Annotated in this window: 18 protein-coding genes; 12 read left to right on the plus strand and 6 right to left on the minus strand. The window is 39.1% G+C overall.

The window, feature by feature from the left end; genetic code table 11:
- Nucleotides 1-60: 60 nt before the first annotated feature.
- A complete protein-coding gene (locus B9A18_RS16860; RefSeq protein ID WP_084288746.1) occupies nt 61-1,284 on the minus strand; it encodes an IS256 family transposase in 1,224 nt (407 codons plus the stop codon).
- 63 nt (nt 1,285-1,347) lie between these two features.
- A complete protein-coding gene (locus B9A18_RS16865; protein WP_084290728.1) occupies nt 1,348-4,242 on the minus strand; it encodes an SNF2-related protein in 2,895 nt (964 codons plus the stop codon).
- A 244-nt stretch (nt 4,243-4,486) separates the two neighbouring features.
- Between B9A18_RS16865 and B9A18_RS16870 the strand changes: the two genes are divergently transcribed.
- On the plus strand, nt 4,487-5,131 hold the full coding sequence (locus B9A18_RS16870; RefSeq protein WP_084290729.1) for a GIN domain-containing protein: 645 nt from the start codon (nt 4,487-4,489) through the stop codon (nt 5,129-5,131).
- A 77-nt stretch (nt 5,132-5,208) separates the two neighbouring features.
- On the opposite strand, the gene amaB is transcribed toward B9A18_RS16870, so the two are convergent.
- Nucleotides 5,209-6,747: an L-piperidine-6-carboxylate dehydrogenase gene (amaB, locus tag B9A18_RS16875; protein ID WP_084290730.1), complete on the minus strand. Its 1,539-nt coding sequence runs from the start codon at nt 6,745-6,747 to the stop codon at nt 5,209-5,211.
- Between the two features lie 282 nt (nt 6,748-7,029).
- Here amaB and B9A18_RS16880 point away from each other — a divergent pair, with 282 nt between their 5' ends.
- The 7 genes from B9A18_RS16880 (at nt 7,030) to B9A18_RS16910 (ending at nt 12,914) form a co-directional block, all read left to right on the plus strand.
- Nucleotides 7,030-8,433: a tetratricopeptide repeat protein gene (locus B9A18_RS16880; RefSeq protein ID WP_084290731.1), complete on the plus strand. Its 1,404-nt coding sequence runs from the start codon at nt 7,030-7,032 to the stop codon at nt 8,431-8,433.
- Nucleotides 8,434-8,497: 64 nt separating this feature from the next.
- Nucleotides 8,498-9,265 (plus strand): phosphosulfolactate synthase, encoded by a 768-nt coding sequence (locus B9A18_RS16885; protein WP_084290732.1) that lies wholly within the window; start codon nt 8,498-8,500, stop codon nt 9,263-9,265.
- Nucleotides 9,266-9,291: 26 nt separating this feature from the next.
- Nucleotides 9,292-10,032: a shikimate dehydrogenase family protein gene (locus B9A18_RS16890; RefSeq protein ID WP_084290733.1), complete on the plus strand. Its 741-nt coding sequence runs from the start codon at nt 9,292-9,294 to the stop codon at nt 10,030-10,032.
- Nucleotide 10,033: 1 nt separating this feature from the next.
- On the plus strand, nt 10,034-10,618 hold the full coding sequence (gene gldD / locus B9A18_RS16895) for a gliding motility lipoprotein GldD (RefSeq protein WP_084290734.1): 585 nt from the start codon (nt 10,034-10,036) through the stop codon (nt 10,616-10,618).
- A gap of 21 nt (nt 10,619-10,639) precedes the next feature.
- Complete coding sequence (locus B9A18_RS16900; protein WP_084290735.1) at nt 10,640-11,278, plus strand: MBL fold metallo-hydrolase; 639 nt, start codon at nt 10,640-10,642, stop codon at nt 11,276-11,278.
- Nucleotides 11,279-11,296: 18 nt separating this feature from the next.
- The gene (locus B9A18_RS16905; RefSeq protein WP_084290736.1) at nt 11,297-12,532 is read left to right on the plus strand and encodes an ABC transporter permease; all 1,236 of its coding nucleotides are present in this window, start codon (nt 11,297-11,299) and stop codon (nt 12,530-12,532) included.
- A 4-nt stretch (nt 12,533-12,536) separates the two neighbouring features.
- A complete protein-coding gene (locus B9A18_RS16910) occupies nt 12,537-12,914 on the plus strand; it encodes a hypothetical protein (RefSeq protein WP_084290737.1) in 378 nt (125 codons plus the stop codon).
- Here B9A18_RS16910 and B9A18_RS16915 read toward each other — a convergent pair.
- Complete coding sequence (locus B9A18_RS16915; protein WP_084290738.1) at nt 12,911-13,756, minus strand: menaquinone biosynthesis family protein; 846 nt, start codon at nt 13,754-13,756, stop codon at nt 12,911-12,913. The genes B9A18_RS16910 and B9A18_RS16915 overlap by 4 nt on opposite strands.
- 34 nt (nt 13,757-13,790) lie before the next feature.
- On the minus strand, nt 13,791-14,423 hold the full coding sequence (mqnB, locus tag B9A18_RS16920) for a futalosine hydrolase (protein WP_084290739.1): 633 nt from the start codon (nt 14,421-14,423) through the stop codon (nt 13,791-13,793).
- Nucleotides 14,424-14,495: 72 nt separating this feature from the next.
- Here mqnB and B9A18_RS16925 point away from each other — a divergent pair, with 72 nt between their 5' ends.
- From B9A18_RS16925 to B9A18_RS16940, 4 genes are all read left to right on the plus strand, one after another.
- Nucleotides 14,496-14,909 carry a 6-pyruvoyl trahydropterin synthase family protein gene (locus B9A18_RS16925; protein WP_084290740.1) on the plus strand — a complete coding sequence of 138 codons (414 nt, stop codon included), beginning with the start codon at nt 14,496-14,498 and terminating at the stop codon, nt 14,907-14,909.
- An 8-nt stretch (nt 14,910-14,917) separates the two neighbouring features.
- Nucleotides 14,918-15,553, plus strand: a complete 636-nt coding sequence (gene folE, locus B9A18_RS16930; RefSeq protein WP_084290741.1) for a GTP cyclohydrolase I FolE — start codon at nt 14,918-14,920, stop codon at nt 15,551-15,553.
- Between the two features lie 95 nt (nt 15,554-15,648).
- Nucleotides 15,649-16,530, plus strand: coding sequence for an ACP S-malonyltransferase (gene fabD / locus B9A18_RS16935; RefSeq protein WP_084290742.1), 882 nt, complete (start codon nt 15,649-15,651; stop codon nt 16,528-16,530).
- A 28-nt stretch (nt 16,531-16,558) separates the two neighbouring features.
- Nucleotides 16,559-20,281: a sensor histidine kinase gene (locus tag B9A18_RS16940; RefSeq protein WP_235005355.1), complete on the plus strand. Its 3,723-nt coding sequence runs from the start codon at nt 16,559-16,561 to the stop codon at nt 20,279-20,281.
- Here the strand turns inward: B9A18_RS16940 and B9A18_RS16945 are convergent.
- Entirely contained in the window at nt 20,273-21,181 is a 909-nt protein-coding gene (locus B9A18_RS16945; protein WP_084290743.1) for a hypothetical protein, read from the minus strand. The two genes, B9A18_RS16940 and B9A18_RS16945, sit on opposite strands and share 9 nt — an antisense overlap.
- Nucleotides 21,182-21,284: the final 103 nt, after the last annotated feature.

Raw genomic sequence — 21,284 nt, forward strand, 5'->3', positions numbered from 1 at the left:
GGGTATGTAAAATAAACTGTGTCAAGGCGGTGATTCATTAGAGTTACTGCCTTGTTCATTTTAGTTCAAATCTAATACCATCCGATCAGGAAACCAAATGGCAAGTTTTTGCGCAGTGATACCCCAATTACTCAATGGCATTGTCCACTTCTGGCTAATGTTATTATGTGCCAGGTAAATTAGTTTTAGTAGTGCCATATCAGAAGTAAATGCTCCTTTTGTTTTAGTCACCTTTCGTACCTGTCGGTGGAATCCTTCAATGGTGTTGGTGGTGTAAATCAATCTGCGTACAGCAGCATCATATCGAAAATAGCTGGTTAATTTTGACCAATTATTCCTCCAGGATTCAATCACTTTTTCATATTTCTTACCCCATTTAGCCTCCAGATCATCCAATCTGAGTTCTGCCTGTTCAAGTGTATCAGCTTTATAAACAGGCTTCAGATCGGTCATAAATGCTTTTTGGTCTTTTGAAGCTACATATTTCAAGCTGTTGCGGATCTGATGTACTACGCAGGTCTGGATTTCCGTTTGTGGAAATACGGTATTGATAGCAGCAGGAAACCCATTCAGGTTGTCAATACAGGCAATCAGAATATCTTTTACCCCTCTGTTCTGTAAATCAGTGAGCACCGATAGCCAAAAATTGGCGCCTTCATTTTGAGAAACATACATTCCTAAAAGGGTCTTATAACCGTGGCGATCTATGCCGATTATATTGTAAACTGCATGTGAGATCATGCGATGATCCTCTTTGACTTTGTAATGCATCGCATCCAGCCATACAATAGTATAGAGATCCTCCAATGGACGGGATTGCCATTCCTTTACTTCTGGAATAATTTTGTCTGTAATGGCTGATAAAGTGCTGTGACTGATATCTGTATCGTACATATCCTTTATGTGTTTGGAAATATCCCTAAGGCTCATTCCAAGCCCATACATACCAATGATTTTAGTCTCCAGACTTTCTGCAAGAATAGTCTCGCGTTTGCGAATCAACTCAGGCTCAAAGGTAGAGCTCCGATCTCTTGGGGTGTCGATGGTAATGGTACCGGAGGAAGTACGTACTTCTTTACTGGTCTTGCCGTTTTTACGGTTGCCTGAAAGGCGTTCCTCAGAATCTAAATGGCTTTCAAGTTCCGCTTCTAATGCCGAGTCTAAAAAGCTTTTTAGTAAGGGAGCAAAAGCTCCGTCCTTACCGTACAAGGATTTGCCCGAACGCAATTGCTCAAGGGCCTTTTGCTTCATTTGCTCATAATCGAGCTGCTCATCTTTTCTCATTTTATAAACTGTGTCTCTAAGTTAACAATTAACTATTTTGACACAGTTTATTTTACACCCTCACTACTTCAGTAGTTCGCTAATATCCTCTTTACTGAGTGACTTAAAGAAGCTCTCTTCGGTAGTGATCAGCGAGCTTGCAAGCCTTTTCTTACGGTTCTGAAGTGCTAAAATCTTTTCCTCAACGGTATCCTTTGCAATAAACTTATAGATAAATACTTTTTTGTCTTGCCCGATCCTGTGTGTTCGGTCGATAGCCTGTTGTTCTACAGCAGGATTCCACCATGGGTCAAGAATGAACACATAGTCAGCCTGCGTTAAGTTTAAGCCCACACCGCCAGCTTTTATCGAGATTAAGAAAACTTTTAATTCTGTGTTTTTCTGAAATTCTGCTACAATCTCCCCACGGTTTTTAGTTGCACCATCAAGATAGGCAAAAGGAATTTTTTCCTGGTCGAGGTATTGTTTGAAAATAGCCAGATGCTTAACAAACTGCGAGAATATAAGCACTTTATGCCCCCCTTTAAGCACATTGTCCAGGGTATGAACTACGTTTTCAAATTTACCTGAATCGGAAGTATAGTTGTGATCGATCATCACGGGATGATTAGCCAGCTGGCGCAGGGCGGTAAGTCCCTGTAAAATTTGCACTTGTTTTTTTGCATAAGTCCCATCATCCATGCTATTAAGCAGGTCGTTCCTATAAGCTGATTTGGTTTTCTCATAATAAGCGGCCTGATCTTCGCTCATGTTACAATAAAAGATCTGTTCCGTTTTGGATGGAAGTTCATTCGCTACCTGTTCTTTTGTACGGCGCAACACAAAGGGTTTGATAATGGCTTGCAGTTTTCGGGCTTTCTCCTCGTCTTTTTTCTTTTCAATAGCCTGTACATATTCTTCATTAAAGAAGGCTTGTGTGCCCAGTAACCCGGGGTTGAGAAAGGTGAGTTGCGTCCAGAGATCACTAACAGAGTTCTCTACCGGCGTACCACTCAGGATTAATTTATGCTTTGATTTAAGGGCTCTTACTGCTTTGAATGATTTTGATGAAGGGTTTTTAATGTTCTGACTCTCATCAAGAATGATATAACTAAAGTAAAAGTCCTTGAGTGAATCAATATCTACACGGGTAATGCCATATGTAGTGATGATGATGTCATAATTGGAAAAGCGGCTAATGTCTTTGTTTCTGGTTGTCCCGGTATGGGCATGAATCTTGAGCTTTGGCGTAAATTTTTTTGCCTCATTTAGCCAGTTGTAGATCAACGAAGTAGGCATCACGATTAAAGAGGTGCTGTGTGTTTCATTTTCCTGATCCTCTTCTTTGAGCTTTTGTAACATCGCCAGGGTTTGAATGGTTTTTCCCAAACCCATATCATCGGCCAGGCAGCCACCAAAATGATATTCTCTTAAGAAGCTGAACCAATTGTAACCCGCTTTTTGATAACTCCGCAAGTCACCTTTAAAGTTAACAGGCATCTGAGTGTCGGCAATGTTCTCAAAATCGTTCAGTTTCTGGAGCTTGCGACTTAGGGTGATGTTGGCAATGCCGTCTTCAGCCAACTCATTGATTAGTCCAATATGATGTTTTTTAAGCTTAAGCCCCTTTCCTCCGTCAGACAGGCTAAACAGACTTCCATATTGCGTGAACCATTTATCAGGTATGATGGCTATTGATCCGTCGGGTAAGGTGAATTCTCTTTTTTTATGAAGGATATGTTGCTTTAAAGAGATAAATGGTATGGGGTGATTGCCAAAATAAACAATGGCATTGATGTCAAACCAGTCGTTATCTTCTTTGATTTCAAAGCTGATTTTATTTACCGCAAATAGGAATCGTTTGGTTCCACGGTGTTGCTCAATCTCAAAGCTTTCACTTTCTAGTTGCTCCAAATGTTCGTTAACCCAGTTGATGGCAGCGTAGGATTGATCTTCCTCCGGATCAACGGATACTTCCAGATGATAATAGAGGGCACTTGTTTTTTTGAGCCCTAGCCCCAACAGGTAATTGAATTTTTGTTTTTCCCAGGTTACATCTCTCTTAATACGGGTAAAGACGTAGTTGTCGCCCTCTTTGTGCAAGTGAACCGTTACTTTCTTGTCGTTCCCCATGGCAAAAACATGCTCGCCATATTTAAAGTGCAATTGCAGTTGAGAGATACCTGCATCTACATAAATTACTTTAATAATAGCTGTTGGTTCGTACTTTTCGGTTTTGATATCAAATCCTTCAGCATACACATGGTATTTTTCTATCAGCGGGGCTACGAATTTTCCAAAATAGGTTTCCTCAGCAGATTTTGGAATGGTAATGAATCGTTTATTTAAAAAAGGCATTAGTTTTTTGCCTTCAATATCCTGCTCAAAAAAGTAGAGCATATCATTGAGTAATAACCATGCTGGTTGATTGCTGATCACCTGCGCATCTTTAAACATAAAGTCAATGCGCAATCCCTGATACTTTATTGTAGGGAAATAACGGGTTTCATTTTCACTTCTTCTGAAATGGAAGAGTACAGTAGAAGGTTCAGTTGCAATCTCGATTTTTCTTTCTGCAGGCCAGCCATCTTTATCCATCAGATATAATGAGCCTATTTGTTTCAGTATCTCTAAAACTTCGGAAAGCCTTTTTTCAATCTTTGGGCGGACGCTTTCATAAAATTTCTCGTTGAAAAACTTACCGAAGAACTCTGCCGGTCTGATTACTTTTTTGTGATATTTTTTGATGATATAATCCTGCTCTGTCTCATCAAGTATTTTAATGAGTTTAAAGTCGATTTCTGTTAGGTGCTTAGCAAATTCTTTTGCCGTATGAGAAAAAATGCGCTGATAAGTAAGCGAGAAATCTCCCTGTGGGTTTAGCTGAACAATATGTGGTTCAATTAAATAACCAAAATACGCATGTTTACATATGGAATATACAATTTTGCAGGGTTTGGAGCTATCGACGCGTAACATTGGCAATTGATTAAAACAATCAGAAGGTATGGATTTAAAAAGCTTTAAACTTACATCAAATTGATATGCTTTCAAATAAAATGCGCTAATTATTACTTGTTTTTTATTTCTGTTCGTCGAAAAATTTTGGCTGTTGGTCGGCTATTACATAGATGTTGCCTAAAAGCATTAAAAGTTCTGTAACGTTTTGGCGTTTTGATCGACTTATATGTAAAGATTTTAACCAATTTAAAAGCCTAAAAACATGAAAACTTCAGTAAAAACATTATTCGCCTCAGCTTTAACAGCAATCTTCTTATCAACAGCATTTGCTTCAGTCGCAGCTGATAAAAACACCAATCCTTCTGCTATATCGGTAGGAATTGATTTTAATAAAGTGATCCTAACCGGTAATGCAAAAGTTGAGCTGGTTCAGTCGAATAAACCTCGCGTAGTTATATATGAGCAATACAATAAGGAACGTACTTCTATTGTGCAAAAAGGAGATAAGCTATACATTAACTCTAATGAAGAGCAGCCGATCAATATCGTTGTATATGTTAAAGATCTGGTTCGAATTGACGCTTCTCAGAAAGTAAGTGTTACTACCAGAGGTAAATTTTTATCGAATGCAATGCAGGTTTTCGTAAAAGATCATGCAAAAGCATTTGTAAACGGGGATATCAGCAGCTTGTATACAGTAATTGACGACTACGCAGTACTTAGATTAAAAGGATCTTCAAAAGATCATACACTGGCCAAAGGTAGGGTAGCACGATTAAAAATGGATCAATTTGTAGCGCTAAAAACAACAAACACATCTCTTGATGATGCGATCTTGACAGGTTATTCCATCGTTATTCCAAAAGACACCGTTATTGCTGATGTGGCAGAAACTTTAATGAAATAAACAGCCGGGCCATTTATAAACAAGAAAAGACCAGAGCACGTCCTTTTTATGGCCTTTTCTTGTTTTAATATTGTTCGTTACAAATCAAATTTAACAGCCTGAGCTAAAGTAAGTGTGTTTGAGTAATTGATGGTATTTGTTTGTCTGCGCATATATCCTTTCCAGGCATCTGAACCGCTTTCTCTTCCTCCACCCGTCTCTTTCTCTCCACCAAAAGCTCCACCAATTTCTGCTCCCGATGTACCAATGTTAACATTAGCAATTCCGCAATCAGAGCCAGCTGCAGATAAAAACTGCTCCGCTTCACGCAGATTTAAGGTCATAATGGCCGACGATAAACCCTGCGGAACTCCATTTTGCAAAGCAATAGCCTCGGCTAAGGTTTTATATTTTATCAGGTAAAGAATAGGGGCAAAGGTTTCTTCCTGCACAATTTCATAGTGGTTTTCTACTTCAGCAATGCAGGGTTTTACATAACAGCCGGATTGATAGGCATCACCACTTAATATGCCGCCTTCTACTACAAAATTGGCACCCTCTTTTTTACCTTTATCTATAGCATGACTATACATCTCTACAGCCGCAATATCGATTAAGGGACCTACATGGTTGTGTTGATCTAATGGATCGCCAATACGCAATTGTCCATAGGCTTTAACCAGCTTATTTTTAAAAGCTTCGTAAATATCTTCATGGATAATTAATCGTCTGGTTGATGTACAGCGTTGTCCTGCAGTACCCACGGCTCCAAAAACGGCTCCAATGATAGACATCTCGAGGTCAGCATCTTTAGAAATGATGATGGCATTATTACCTCCCAGTTCCAGGATGCTTCTCCCAAATCTACTGGCTACAGATGCCGAAACTACGCGGCCGATACGGGTTGATCCTGTGAAGGAAACCAAAGGGACGCGTTTGTCGTTGTTGATGAGGTTGCCAACTGAATTTCCGATCAGGAGATTGCTAATGCCCTCTGGCATGTTGTTCTTTTTAAGAACCGTTGCAATAATATGCTGACACGCAATTCCACAAAGTGGGGTTTTTGAGGAAGGTTTCCAGACGCATACATTTCCGCATACTAAAGCTAATGCTGTATTCCAGCTCCAGACGGCTACGGGGAAATTGAAGGCAGATATGATCGCTACTATTCCCATTGGATGCCATTGTTCGTACATCCGATGGTTCGGGCGCTCGGAATGCATGGTTAGACCGTAAAGCTGGCGCGAGAGACCAACGGCGAAATCACAGATGTCGATCATTTCCTGCACTTCGCCAAAGCCTTCCTGTAAGCTCTTGCCCATTTCATAGGATACCAGGGTCCCTAGATCTTCCTTGTGCATGCGTAAAGCTTCACCAAATTGACGAACAATTTCCCCTCTTTTCGGGGCAGGAAAATTGCGCCAAAAAAGAAAAGCATCTGCTGCTTTTTTTATAACAGTTTCATAATCTTCGTCAGTTGCTAATTGTACACTGGCAATTTTCTTTCCATCAACAGGAGAAAAGCTGTCTAAAGTTTTTGCACCTGAGGTAGCACCCCAATTGCTGCCGGTGCTAAAGGCCGGATTTAGTTTAAGAATGCCTAAATTCTTTAAAACGGTACTGATATTGTTCATCATGTTATATTGGTTAGGTATAGCAATAAACAAAAAGTAATGAGAAAGGTGTGTGAGGAGGGGTAAATGGGTTTCGTGACTTGAATTTTACCTGATTTCGAATAAAGTTGCTTTCTTTTGTGAAATAAATCTGATCAGGGAACCGTTCGCATTACTAATATAGTCAGTTACTTAACAGCTAAAACGTGCGTATGTTGAAAATTATTTCGTTTATACCTCCTATAATATTTGTAAACTTATAATGTATTTAGTCCAGGAGGGAGCTGTTCTTTAATTATTCAAGACATGGAAGAGGAATTTTATTTTGATTTTAGTGATGATGCCCAACGTTCAGTTGAGCGTTACGAAGAGATGTTGCGCAATCAGGATCAATACTTTTTTGATGCCCAGGCTTTTGAGAATATTATTGATTATTATATTGAGAAAAGCGATCCGGTGAAGGCTTTGCAGGTGATTGAATATGCGGTTAACCAGCACCCATACGCGGTGGTTTTTCTGATTAAGCAGGCACAATTGCTTTTTATTACCGATCAAATTGAACGGTCATTTCTATCGTTACAAAAGGCAGAAATGCTGGAAGCTTCGGAGGCCGAGATTTACGTTTTAAGGGGAAATATTTATAATAGCCTTGAAAGGTATTCAGAAGCGCTGGATAATTTTCAGAAGGCATTGGAGTTTGCTGAAACAACGGATGAGATTTTACTGCAAATCGCATATGTGTACCAGAATATGCTGGATTATGAAAATGCTATTGTTTACATTAAGCAAAGTCTGGAACAAAATATGGAAAATAAAGACGGTTTATATGAACTGGCTTTTTGTTACGATATTTTGGATAAACAGGAAGAAAGTATCCAGTTTTACCAGGAATATATCGATAACGATCCATATTCTTATGCTGCATGGTACAATCTTGCTAACTCTTATCATAAATTGGATTTGTTTGAAAAAGCCATTGATGCTTACGATTACGCGATTCTGATTAAGGATAATTTTGCTTCTGCTTATTACAATAAAGGGAATGCGCTTGTACAGCTAGATCGCTACATGGAGGCTATTGAAGTTTATAAACAGACTTTCGAGTATGAACCACCAAATGCAGATACTTATTGTGCAATCGGGGAATGCTATGAAAAGCTGGAGAAAATGGATGAGGCCAGGTCATATTACAAAAAATCCGTAAAAATGGATCCAGGCATGGCCGATGCATGGTTTGGGATTGGCGTAACCTTAAACTTTGAGGAACGTTATTTTGAGTCCTTGCATTTTTACAGAAAGGCTCTTGAGCTGGATGGGGAGAATCCTGATTTTTGGTTTGCTATGGCTGATGCTCATTATAAGTTGGGTCAGATAGAGGAATCTGTTCAGGCTTATGATAAAGTTTTAGAGTACAATCCATTAGATGTGGAGGCATGGCTTGATTTTTCTACGGTATTGTATGAGCAAGGGAAGTTAAAGGAAGCTGCTGAAACCATTTCGGATGCGATTAAGAATAATCCGGATGCTGCAGAGCTATACTATCGTATGGTAGCGTATCTATTTGCGCTTGGAAAGAATAGTGAGGCCCTTTTGTATCTTGAAACAGCCTTAGTTACAGACCCTGAAAAACATTATATTTTGTTTGAGTATTTACCTCAATTGCAAGATAACAGTTCAATTATCGAGGTTATCAATAGGTATATTAAATAGTATTGTGCCTTTTATTAGAAAGTACTGATAAAAACTCTCTATTTTTTTTTCACCTTTGTGGCCTATGAATTACCCATTGAATAATATACCGGAGCGTCCAGCAAAACCACGTAATAAAGGAATTACAATGGTTATGGATAAAGGATTAAGTTTAAGACAGACTGAAGATTTTATTGAAGTAGCCGGAACACATACTGATATCGTGAAATTGGGCTGGGCAACCTCCTTCGTAACACCAAATCTTAAAGAGAAACTGAAACTATACAGAGATGCTGGAATACCAACCTACTTTGGTGGGACACTATTCGAAGCATTTATCATACGTAATCAGTTTGATGATTATTGCAGGGTGCTGGATCAGTTTGGTATGGAGTACGCTGAGGTTTCAGATGGTTCTATTACTATCGAGCATGAACTAAAATGCGAATTCATTCAAAAGTTGTCGAAACAGGTTACTGTGATTTCTGAAGTTGGTTCTAAAGATGCAACCAAAATATTTGCCCCTTATAAATGGATCAAGCTGATGAATGCGGAGATTGAAGCCGGATCTTGGAAAGTTATTGCTGAAGCGAGAGAAGGTGGAAATGTAGGTATTTACAGAGGATCAGGTGAGGTTAGAGAAGGTTTGGTAGATGAAATCTTAACCCAAATCCCTGAAGAAACAATTATCTGGGAAGCCCCTCAAAAAGAACAGCAGGTTTGGTTTATAAAATTACTGGGCGCAAATGTAAATATTGGTAACATTGCACCGGCAGAAGTAATTCCTTTGGAAACCATTCGTTTAGGCCTGAGAGGTGATACTTTTGATCATTTTTTAAACCTGGACAAATAGTTCCGTAAATCCACCCGCATAGAGAAATGAGAAAATTTGGTTTAATTGGCTACCCCTTATCACATTCTTTTTCAAAGAAGTTCTTTACGGAAAAGTTTAGAGATGAGCAGATTGCCAATTGTGAATACGAATTGTATCCCATACCTGAGATCGGAGCATTCCCTGGACTGCTAACCGATCAGGATCTCTGTGGTATAAATGTAACCATTCCTTATAAGGTGCAGGTCTTGCCATTTTTAGATGAAATGGATGAAGCATCCACCGCTATTGGAGCGGTCAACTGCATTTCAATAACAAGGAATAGTGCAGGGCAATGGCTTAAAGGCTACAATACGGATGCCTATGGCTTTGAGGAATCGTTAAAGCCTTTGTTAGAACCTCATCACCATAAAGCCTTGGTTTTTGGCGATGGCGGAGCGGCTAAAGCTGTAAAGTACGTATTAAATAAGTTAAATATTGCTTTCCTTGTCGTAACCAGAAAGCCTTCTGAAAGCAGTATTTTGTATGCAGACGTTGATGAAAAACTGCTTCAGGAATATACCGTGCTGATCAATACGACGCCTTTGGGCATGTCGCCGAATGTGGATACTTATCCGGAGATACCTTATGCATGCCTGACAACTCAGCATATTGCTTACGACCTGGTTTATAACCCCGAAGAGCCAATCTTTTTAAGAGAGGTGAGGGAAAAGGGCGGAAAAACAAAAAACGGACTTGAAATGTTGCATTTGCAAGCCATACGTTCCTGGGAGATTTGGAATTCATAAAATGAAGAGATATTTCTTTCTTTTTTTCTGCGCGTGTATATTGGCATTTTCAGCCTGTAACAGCAATAGTTATACCCCAAAGCCAAGAGGTTTTTTTAAGATAGATTTTCCGGCTAAATCTTACCGGAGTTTTGATAAAGGCTGCTCTTTTTCATTTGAGTATCCCAGCTATGCCAATTTGGTTGCCGATAGCAGTGCCGGAACCCAACCTTGTTGGTTTAACCTGGCATTCCCTCAATTTAATGGGCGGTTACACCTGACCTATTATGATGTTACTTCAAAAAAAGAGTATGAAAATCTGGTTGAGGATGCAAGAACATTTGCTTTTAAACATACTGTAAAGGCTAACGCAATTGATCAAAAAATAATCAATTACCCCGAAAAGAAGGTTTATGGCGTTTACTATGCGATTGAAGGAAATACAGCTTCTTCAGTCCAGTTCTTTTTAACGGATAGTACAAAACATTATTTTAGGGCGGCATTGTATTTCAATGAAAGACCTCAATATGATTCGATTCAACCGGTGGTTAACTTTATTAAAAAAGATCTCGACCGGATGATCAGTACTTTTAAATGGAAAAACTAATTTTAAATATCGATACATCCTATGATAAGTATTAAACAATTCACTTTTAATCCTGTAAGGGAAAACACTTATATTCTGTTTGATGAAACGGGCGAATGCGCAATCATTGACCCGGGAATGTACGATGCTGGAGAACAGAATGAAGTGGTTAATTTTATCAAAGAACATGGGTTAAAGCCTGTGCTTTTACTAAATACGCATTGTCATTACGATCATGTTTTTGGTAATAAGTTTGTGTACGACCAATGGGGTTTGAAACCTCAGTTCCATAAAGGCGAATTGTATATTTTGCAGGCCATTCCGGGATATGTGCCACAAATGGGCTTGCATTATGAGCTATCTCCTGAGCCAGAAGTGTTTTTGCCGGAATCAGGTAAAGTGAGCTTTGGTAACAGTCAGCTGGAACTTATTTTTGCACCAGGACATTCCCCGGCGCATTTGTGTTTTTATGCTGCTGCGGATAACTTCCTGATTGGTGGAGATGTGTTGTTTTACACGAGCATTGGCAGGACAGATCTTCCAGGAGGAAACCATTCGCAATTAATCAATAGTATCAAAAATAACTTGTTTATATTGCCTGATGACTGCAGGGTTTACCCTGGTCATGGTCCATCTACAACTATAGGCTTTGAGAAAAAACACAATCCTTTTTTACAATAGGTATTATAACACAAAGTATTGAATACACCATTTTATATAGCACGCAGGTATCTTTTTGCAAAAAAATCTACCAATGCCATCAACATCATCTCTACAATTTCTGTAGCAGGTGTTTTTGTAGGTAGTGCCGCTTTGATCATTATACTCTCGGTATTTAATGGTTTTGAAGAGGTGGTGTTAAAAATGTTCAATACCATTACGCCGCAAATTGTAATCTCGCCGGTTCAGGGAAAAACATTCGATCCCAATACAGCCTATTTTAATGACTTGAAAAAGGAAAAGGGGATTTATTCTTATACTGAGGTCCTTTCTGAAAATGCACTTTTAAGGTACAATGAAAAGCAGTCGGTGGGCTTGGTAAAAGGTGTGAGTACAGATTACTTAAAAAATAAGAGCCTGGATAGCATTACGATTGATGGAGCGTTTAAGCTTGAAAATCAAAGCTTGAATTATGCTGTTATCGGTTCCGCTATTCAGACGTTTTTGATGGTTAATACAACCGATCCTTTTAACCCATTGCAGGTTTTTTCACCTAAAAAGAAGAATAACCATAGCGGGTCCATTAATCCGGCAGATGATTTTACCATCCTTTCTATTCCGGTTTCCGGTGTTTTTGAGGTTCAGCAGGATTTTGATAATCTGGCTATCGTTCCTTTAAGATTTGCAAGAAAGCTGCTGGATGAGCCGGTTAAAATCTCGTCTATTGAGATTAATCTGCAAAATGGTGTGGATGCCGATAAATTTAAAGCTGAAATTGAAAACAAAATCGGCAAGGACTTTGAGATAAAGGACAGGATACAGCAAAATAAAGTGCTGTATAATATTTTAGGAAGCGAAAAATGGGCAGTTTATATTATTCTGACCTTTATATTGATTATTGCTATATTTAACATCATAGGCTCTTTAACGATGCTGGTTATTGATAAGCTGAAGGATATCGCTATCCTAAGCAGTCTCGGCGCCGGAAGGAAGCTCATTAAGCGTATTTTCCTCTTTGAAGGAATGATGATTACTATGGCCGGATGTATATCCGGTTTAGTTGTCGGATTGGTCTTTTGTTTGCTGCAGCAAAAATTTGGATTGGTAAAAATGTCTCAGGATAACCTTGTGATTACCAGTGCTTATCCTGTTGCATTGAAATGGAAAGATTTTTTACTTGTATTTTTAACCGTAAGTGTTTTTTCTTTTATGGCATCAGCTTTGTCATCTAATCTGAGCGTGAAGAAAATAAATCACTTAAATCAAGATCTCTAGAAACATGAATATATTTAAAAGCCCATTATTTTTAATCATAGCAATTTTCATTGCAATAGTAGGATGTAATTCAAGGCCTGAAGAGGTAAAAGACAGGACTACACGTGTAATGAAAGGTCTGTACAGTTTTGGTCCCGAACTAAAATCGTTTACAGACTGTGAAGAGGGAAATGAGTACTGGGTTGCTGATAGTGCCAAAACACTTGAATTGGCTTACAGCAATTTCAACTTTGAAAAACCCTACGAGCCTGTATACATAGAGGTGGAATGTCATACCATAAAATCCGACAGCCTAAGCATGTCGGCCGATTTTGATTCCACTATGGTTGTAACTAAGGTGGTTAAAATAACAAAAGAGATACCGGACGGTCCGTGTAACTAAGGGATTAAATATATATTCTGCTTAATAGGAGCGATCAAGCCCTTATCCTGAGCCATTGTAAACATCACGTCAATGGCTTTTCTGCCCTCTTTTCCGAGTTCAATGCTGTATTTGTTTACGTATAGCTCAATGTGCTTGTACATCACTTCTTCGCTCATCTCCTGTGCGTGTTGTTTGATAAACTCAAGGCCTGACTTTGGATTTGCAAAGGCAAACGCTACTGATTCTTTAATCAACCGGTTTACTTTCTCTTTGATTTCCTGATCCAGATTCCTGTTGATTACAATTCCGCCCAGTGGAATAGCGCAGCCTGTTTGTTCTTCCCAATAGCTACCCAGATCCATAATTTTGTGCAAGCCCTTTTCTGTATAGGTAAACCTGTTTTCATGGATAATTAACCCGAGGTCAATCCGGTCTTCCAATAGCGCGCTTTCTATTTCCGAGAAAACCATTTCCTGTTTTTCTGTCAAATGGGGGAATGCAATGCCCAATAAAAAATTCGCAGTAGTATAACGACCGGGTATGCCAACTTTATGAGCGGCATTTAATTGATCCTTTTTATGAACAAAAGTTTCATCATGGCAGATGAGTAGGGGACCAACTCCAAAACCCAGGGCACTCCCTGAATCCAGCAATGCATACTGTTCGTGGACATAGGCAAATGCATGAAAACTGAGTTTCGTGACATCTAACTCCCCTCTAAAAGCTTTTTGGTTCAATGTTTCCACGTCGTCAAAAAAGACTTCAAATTCTAAACCTTCAGTGTCAATTTTATGATGGATAAGGGCATCAAAGATAAATGTATCGTTAGGGCAGGGAGAGAAGCCAAGACTTAATTTCATTTTGTAAAGGTAGCGACTAAGAGAAAATGGTTGGTTATGTATTTGTCAAAAATCCAATCGCCCAGTCGTTCAGGTTTTTTATGGCGAGGCCGATTTTCCAGCTGTCTTTGTTTCGAGGTTCTACATAGTTGGATATGCTCCGGATTTGCAGGCAGGGTACTGATTCCTGGTCGCAGCAGTAAAGTACAGCAGCCCCTTCCATACTTTCGATCGCAGGATTAAACCTTGAAACGACCCTTGATATGCTATTTTCATTCCCGTGCACACGGTTTACGGTGATGCCATGACCCTTTTGCAGTTTTTTTACGGCATCACTCAGCAAGTTGTTTTTCGCGGTGTACCTGGCTTTGCCAAAACCCAGTTCATCAATACTTAAAAAGGTGTCTCCATTTTCAGCGCCAAGCTCGGCAAACTCATCGGTGGTAACATTGATCAGGGTTCCCAGAGGTGTTGTATGGTCAAAAGAGCCTGCAATACCGAGGTTTAAAACCAGGTTGTAGTTTCCCTTCAGGTGCTTCCCCAGGGCAAAAGCTGTAGCGGTCATGCCTACTCCCGTAATCAGTAAATCAAAGTCTTTTGTTCTAATAAAATCCTGCTCGGGTAAATCGAAGTGTGCAATTAATAAAGCTATTTCTGCCCTTGTGGCGGCAACCAAAAGAATCTTCATGATAGCTAAGTTAGATATTTAACCTTTCTACTTTAAGCTTTCTGCGTATATTTGTCAATAATATAACAGAGAATGATTTATATAACCAGAAAAGCATCATTTAATGCTGCGCATAAATTATCCAGACCAGATTGGACGGAGGATAAAAATACTGAAGTTTACGGCAAGTGTGCTAATCCAAACTGGCACGGTCATAATTATCAATTATATGTAACAGTAAAAGGAGAAATTAATCCTGAAACTGGGTTCCTGGTCGATCTGAAATGGCTTAAGGATATTACCAATACGCATGTAGTTGAAAAAATTGACCATAAAAACCTGAATCTTGATGTTGATTTTATGAAAGATAAACTTGCATCAACAGAGAATCTGGCTATCGCCATCTGGGATCAACTGGTTGATCTGATTGCAGAGTCGGGCGCGCAATTACACAGCATAAAAATTTACGAGACTGAAAACAACTTTGTTGAATATTTCGGTCACTAACAGTATATATGGACAATCATACCAATTATTTAGATGAGGAAGAGGATAACGGGTACATTAAAATAGACCGTTATAACGAGAGCAAAATCGCTTCAGTAGCACATCATTATAAAGATATCCTGGGTCAGCTTGGTGAAGACCCAAGTCGCGAGGGGTTGATCAAAACTCCGGAGCGCGTAGCTAAGGCGTTACAATATCTTACACATGGGTATGACCTTAACCCGGCAGAGATATTACGCTCTGCGATGTTTAAAGAAGATTACAGCCAGATGGTAGTGGTGAAGGATATAGAGGTTTTCTCTATGTGCGAGCATCATATGCTTCCATTTTTTGGTAAAGCACATGTTGCCTATATCCCAAATGGACACATTGTTGGATTAAGCAAAATACCGCGTATTGTTGATGCATTTGCCCGAAGATTACAAGTGCAGGAGCGTTTAACTAATGAGATCAGAGATTGTATTCAGGATACATTAATGCCTGCCGGTGTTGCTGTTGTGATTGAATGCAAGCATTTATGTATGGCGATGAGGGGTATACAGAAGCAAAACTCTGTTACAACCACTTCTGCTTTTACAGGAGAATTTGCTAAAGATAAAACCAGAGCAGAGTTTTTAAGACTGATCACAGCTAATTTGCATTAGAATTCAGGATTAATCTTTAATCATAAGAATAAAAACAGGTTAAAGAGCAAGGTCTTTAATTCTTGCTCCTTAATCTTTAACCATAAAATAAATAGATGAAAGCATATATATTTCCAGGACAGGGTGCTCAATTTTCGGGCATGGGTAAAGAACTTTACGAAAATGAAGTAGCAAAATCGTTGTTTGAGCGGGCCAATGAAATCATCGGTTTCCGCATTAGCGATATCATGTTCTCTGGTAGCGACGAAGAATTGAAACAAACTAAGGTTACCCAACCTGCTATATTTCTTCATTCTGTAATATTAGCAAAAACTTTAGGTGATAGTTTTAAACCGGATATGGTAGCTGGTCACTCATTAGGTGAGTTTTCGGCACTTGTTGCGGCTTCAGCTTTGTCATTCGAAGATGGCTTAAGACTGGTTATTACGCGTGCAAATGCAATGCAGAAAGCTTGTGAGTTACAACCTTCAACGATGGCTGCAATCCTTGGATTGGCTGATGAAATCGTTGAAAACATATGCAAAGAGATTCCTGAGGTAGTTGTTGCCGCGAATTATAACTGCCCGGGACAAATTGTTATTTCAGGAAGTATCGAAGGAGTTGATATTGCTTGTCAGAAATTAACTGAAGCAGGAGCAAAACGCGCTTTGAAACTTAATGTTGGTGGTGCATTCCACTCGCCATTAATGGAGCCTGCAAGATTAGAGCTTCAGGAAGCGATAGAAAAAGTAACTGTTCTATCACCGGTGTGTCCTATTTATCAGAATGTTGATCCGGTACCGAATACAGATCCTCAGAAAATAAAAGAAAACTTGATCACCCAATTAACGGGCGCAGTGAAGTGGACGCAGACAATTGAACGCATGATTGCTGACGGAGCAACTGAATTTGTTGAAGTTGGCCCGGGAAATGTGTTACAAGGCCTGGTTAAGAAAGTCAACAGAGCAATGCCTACCAGTTCTGCTACTTCTGTGTAATTTATAAAATCATAAAAATACAACAAGCGTGAGTATAAGAGGTAAAATCAGATTTCTTTTATTAATACTGGGCGCTTGTTGTATTATTACTGCTTTATCCTTAAACCATTCCATTACCAAAAAGGAATTGTTGCGTTATGATGCACGCAAACTTCAGGAAAACCTTATTGTCAAGGAGCATACCATATACGACTTTCTTTCGGACGCAAAGCAGATAGAAAAGGCTAAAAAGTTCGATCAGAGCGAAAAAAATAGCTCAATCTTTATTAAAACCTATTGCGATAAAGGCATTAATATTTTAGTGTATAAGAACAATGCGCTCAAGTTCTGGAGCTCATTTAATGTCTTTCCCCCTAACCCGGAGTCGATAAAGGAAGGATCTTCTTTTATTGAGCTCCGTAATGGCTCCTATGAGCTGATCAAGAAAACTTCGGGTGATTATACCCTTATTTTTTTGATTGAAGTGAAGAGCCTCTTTGATATCCAGAATCACTACCTCGAAAATACCATTTCGAAGTATCTATCCCCCTCGAACTCCCTGTCGCTGGCCACTTATAACGATCTTGAGGTTTATCCGATTAAAAACAGTAAAGGAGAACTGCTGTTTGAAGTTAAGTTGAAACAGGGGTATACTAAAAGCATTTTTGGGACGCTGGAAGTCTGGCTTTGGGTAGTGGGCTTATTCAGTTTTTGTTTGTTCTTTAATTCCTTTTGTGCCTGGTTGGTAAGAAAGGGGCACCTTATCGGAGGAACGGTCCTTTTAATGCTGTTTTTTGTAACGGTAAGGATAACTGATCTTGAATATGGCTGGTTTAATCACCAGTTCAACCTGCAGATATTTAGTCCAACCATATATGGAGAGAGCTTCTTACTTCCTTCATTGGGAGATTTCCTACTCAACGTAATCGCCATAACCTGGGTTGTTTTATTTATTTATACCTACAGGGACAAGTATATGGTGCCCGCCAGATTGGCAAAAAGTAAAATAAGCGGTCTGATTTTTCATCTGCTCTTGTTGGTTGCCTTTTCGGCATTGGCTTTTTTGTTTGATCAGGTGTTTGTCGGTCTGATCAACAATTCGAAAATCAATTTCAATATCACTAATATCATTAACCTGGGCTGGATTAGCTGGACATGTATCTTCATTTTATGTTTGGTTTGGTTTAATGTTTATCTGATTGGAAACATATTCATGCAGCTTACACAGCAGTTTAATGTGACCAATAAGGAGCGGTTAATCCTATTCCTTTCAAGCTTCCTTATTTATGCTATATATCAGTTAGAATCCGGCCTCAGTCTGGTTTTTATGGCCTATGCCCTGTTTATTTTTATCTTGGGCTGGAATATCTATATAAGAAACAGTAGCTTCTCTATTGGCGTTTTTGCCTCATTGTTTTTCTGTCTGGCGTTTATCACCTCTATGAAGTACTTAGCGTTTACAGATGCAAAGGAAGAGAGTCAACGTTATACCATAGCTCAAAAACTGGGTTATACTGAGGATCCAAAAATCATCAGCGCGATTGAAGGTCTTGAAAAAGCAGTCTCCAGTGACGCATTTATAGCAGAGTATTTTAAGCAACCTATTCTTGGTGGAACCTTTGACTTGGAAAAGCATGTAAATAAAATCCTGTTCGACGGCTACCTTACTCAATATGAGTACAATCTATATGAATATAACGGGCAGGATTCGACGATATCCAGTGATGGTAAGGTTTCCTTAAGCTACTATAAGAATTTAGTAAAATCGGGCTCTATTAAGGTCCCCGAGTCGAAGTTCTTTTACCGCTTGAATTATACCTTCGGCTATCAGAACTATTTTGGGATCATTCCTATTTTTGTTGACAACCATATATTGGGAACCCTGGTGATAGATCTTAAATCTCCCCAGTACAACTACAACAGCCAGCTACCTGAAATTCTGGTTGAAGGTAAAGTTAAAGGAGAAGAGGATTATAGTGATTATTCTTTTGCGTTTTACAACTCAGGGAAGTTGGTTAATCAATCCGGTAAATACACTTATAAGTTGTCGGCCTCCGGTTTTAATGGTGAAGTAGGGAAAGGTAAAATCGTTACTGATACGCTAAAATACACACACCTGGTGTATATGCCTGCCAGTTCAAAAATTATTGTAATCAGTAAGGAAAGGATTTCTTTTATCGTATGGCTGGCCACCCTGTCGTTTTTCTTTTTGGTGTTTATTGTTTTCTCGATTACACTTTATGCATTAATCTGGTTGATTAAAAATATTGATCAAAGCTGGGGGGGCTGGTTCAACATCAACCGGTCGCTGATGATCAATGCTAATAAAATTCTTTATAAAACCCGGATTCAGTTCTCTATAGTACTGTCTGTGGTAGCTACATTGTTGATTGTTGGCTGGACAACCTATTTTTATATCCGTGATGAATACCGTAAGCAGCAGGAGAATTTTATAAAAGAGAAGATCAGAAAGGTACAGTTGTCGTACGAAAAGCAAGTTTTCAGCACGGGCACTATACCGGAAGAAACTGATCAAACCAATGCCGACTTTAATCAGTTTGCGAACATCAATGGGGCTTACTTAAACCTTTTTGATACCGACGGGAATGTCCGCTTTACCTCCTTGCCAAAAATATACGACTTTGGTATTATAGGGAAAAAGATGGAGGCGATGGCCTATGTCAATCTTAAATTGCAGCAGGTATCTGAGTACATCAACCCTTCGGAGCAGATCGGGGATTTTAAATATGTAGCAGCTTATGCGCCTATAAGAGATGCGCAGAATAAAACCATAGCCTATATCGGCTTGCCATATTATGGCAATGAGGCCGATTATCAGGCTAAAATTGGGCTCTTTATCAATACCCTTATTAGTATTTATGCCCTGGTGTTTGTGGCGATTGGAATATTGGCTGTCTTTCTGGCCAATCAAATTACGAGTCCGCTTACGTTTATCCAGGACAGCATTAGAAAAACTAAGCTGGGACAAAAGAATCAACCGATTGTATGGTCCCGTCATGATGAGATCGGATCTTTAATTAAGGAATACAATAAAATGATTGCAGCGCTTGATGAAAGTGCAACGAAACTTGCGCGTTCTGAACGGGAGAGTGCCTGGAGGGAGATGGCAAAACAGGTGGCACATGAAATTAAGAATCCTTTAACGCCATTGAAGCTAGGTGTCCAGTTGCTTGAAAAATCATGGAAAGAAAAAGACCCGAATTTTGAAAAGAAATTTGAACGATTTACTAAATCATTTATAGAGCAGATAGATAGCTTGTCGACCATCGCCTCTGAGTTCTCCAATTTTGCGAAAATGCCTGATACTAAACTGGAAAAGCTAGCCCTGCTGCCAATTATTGAACAGGCAAGAAACGTGTTTACAAACACCGAGGATGTGGAGATTTATATCTTTAACCATACCAATATAGATGTGATGGTTCTTGGTGATAAAGATCAGCTATTGCGGACATTCAATAACCTGTTAAAAAATGGTATTGAGGCGGCTAATGACAATGATAAGTGTATCATTAAGATCAGAATTGTAATTAAGGGATTGCATGTTTTTATAGAAGTTGAGGACAATGGGAAAGGAATTGATGCTTATCTGCAGGATAAGATTTTCGTGCCCAATTTTACAACAAAATCATCCGGTACCGGATTGGGGCTGGCATTTGTGAAACAAGCTGTAGAAAATGCCGGGGGAACAGTGGATTTCAAGTCTATAAAAGATGGAGGAACCATCTTCTACCTTAGCTTCCCCTTATCTTAAAGTAATAGAAGCTTTACCCATTGTAAAGCCATCAGTATACAGGATGATGGAATAATCGCCTTTTATAAATTCATTGGGATTAACCCAATCCATGGTATAGGTTGTATTGTCGTCGTTATAGGATATAGAAGTAGAGGAAGTGTATTGCATTTCCTGACCGTCGGCCTCAAACATGTTGTTCTCATCCGCAATCAGGTTACCTGCCGGATCGAATATGCGCAGATAGATTTTATGGTAGTTTTTTTCAGCCAGCTGGTTAGGTACGATATTAAATTTAACGCTTAATTTTTTTGCAGAACCGGCTCGGGTTACAGCTATGTTTTTACCATTGCTTTTAACTCTATAGGCGGTAATTTCAACATTGTTGGCTTTTAAAGAAGCGCTTGTTTTTACTTTGATATTAAGTTCTTCATTCTTTTTTGCCAGTTGATCAGCCTTTATGCTTTCTGCTGTAGCAAACTGTTTTAAACTGTCTCGTTGCGACTTAAGCTGTAAATTCTCTTGCGTTAAGCGAAGTATTTGTTCATTATAACTATTGACAAATTCACGCAGTTGGCGAACTTCCTTCTGGGCTGCAACCAGGTTTTCCTGGGTTAAGGTTCCTTTTTGTAAGGCTGCTTTTAGTTCTGCGATTTTGTCTCTTGCCGATTGTTGTTCTTCCTGAAGTTTTCCGGTTAACACTAAATTCAGGCTGTTGGCTTTGTCTAGTTCTACTTCAATTTTCTCAACTTCGAGTTTTAGCCTGTCTTTCTCTGTACTGATAGAGATATAACGCTCATTTTGTTTCTCGTCTTTAATGTATAAATAGGCATTGGTGCCAAGCAAAGCGGCGATTACCACAATTAAAAAGTATATTTTGTTGCGGTCGCCTTTGTTGACTATATCGTTTTGGTTTGACATTTTTCAGTTCTAATAAACACAGAAAAAGAAATAGCTTAATGCACAGTAAGGTAAAAAAACACTCAAATTATATGAGACATAAAAAAAAATCGTTTAATTGCTT

The organism is Pedobacter nyackensis, from assembly GCF_900176505.1.
Classification (GTDB): domain Bacteria; phylum Bacteroidota; class Bacteroidia; order Sphingobacteriales; family Sphingobacteriaceae; genus Pedobacter; species Pedobacter nyackensis.

Bases quoted from the DNA above. Each gene is read 5' to 3' on its own strand.
- B9A18_RS16910 (WP_084290737.1), top strand. From the start codon at position 12,537: ATGAATATATTTAAAAGCCCATTATTTTTAATCATAGCAATTTTCATT.
- B9A18_RS16870 (WP_084290729.1), top strand. From the start codon at position 4,487: ATGAAAACTTCAGTAAAAACATTATTCGCCTCAGCTTTAACAGCAATC.
- mqnB (WP_084290739.1), bottom strand. From the start codon at position 14,423: ATGAAGATTCTTTTGGTTGCCGCCACAAGGGCAGAAATAGCTTTATTA.
- amaB (WP_084290730.1), bottom strand. From the start codon at position 6,747: ATGATGAACAATATCAGTACCGTTTTAAAGAATTTAGGCATTCTTAAA.
- B9A18_RS16860 (WP_084288746.1), bottom strand. From the start codon at position 1,284: ATGAGAAAAGATGAGCAGCTCGATTATGAGCAAATGAAGCAAAAGGCC.
- B9A18_RS16925 (WP_084290740.1), top strand. From the start codon at position 14,496: ATGATTTATATAACCAGAAAAGCATCATTTAATGCTGCGCATAAATTA.
- folE (WP_084290741.1), top strand. From the start codon at position 14,918: ATGGACAATCATACCAATTATTTAGATGAGGAAGAGGATAACGGGTAC.
- B9A18_RS16880 (WP_084290731.1), top strand. From the start codon at position 7,030: ATGGAAGAGGAATTTTATTTTGATTTTAGTGATGATGCCCAACGTTCA.
- B9A18_RS16890 (WP_084290733.1), top strand. From the start codon at position 9,292: ATGAGAAAATTTGGTTTAATTGGCTACCCCTTATCACATTCTTTTTCA.
- B9A18_RS16865 (WP_084290728.1), bottom strand. From the start codon at position 4,242: ATGTTACGCGTCGATAGCTCCAAACCCTGCAAAATTGTATATTCCATA.
- B9A18_RS16945 (WP_084290743.1), bottom strand. From the start codon at position 21,181: ATGTCAAACCAAAACGATATAGTCAACAAAGGCGACCGCAACAAAATA.
- gldD (WP_084290734.1), top strand. From the start codon at position 10,034: ATGAAGAGATATTTCTTTCTTTTTTTCTGCGCGTGTATATTGGCATTT.
- B9A18_RS16885 (WP_084290732.1), top strand. From the start codon at position 8,498: ATGAATTACCCATTGAATAATATACCGGAGCGTCCAGCAAAACCACGT.
- B9A18_RS16900 (WP_084290735.1), top strand. From the start codon at position 10,640: ATGATAAGTATTAAACAATTCACTTTTAATCCTGTAAGGGAAAACACT.
- fabD (WP_084290742.1), top strand. From the start codon at position 15,649: ATGAAAGCATATATATTTCCAGGACAGGGTGCTCAATTTTCGGGCATG.
- B9A18_RS16915 (WP_084290738.1), bottom strand. From the start codon at position 13,756: ATGAAATTAAGTCTTGGCTTCTCTCCCTGCCCTAACGATACATTTATC.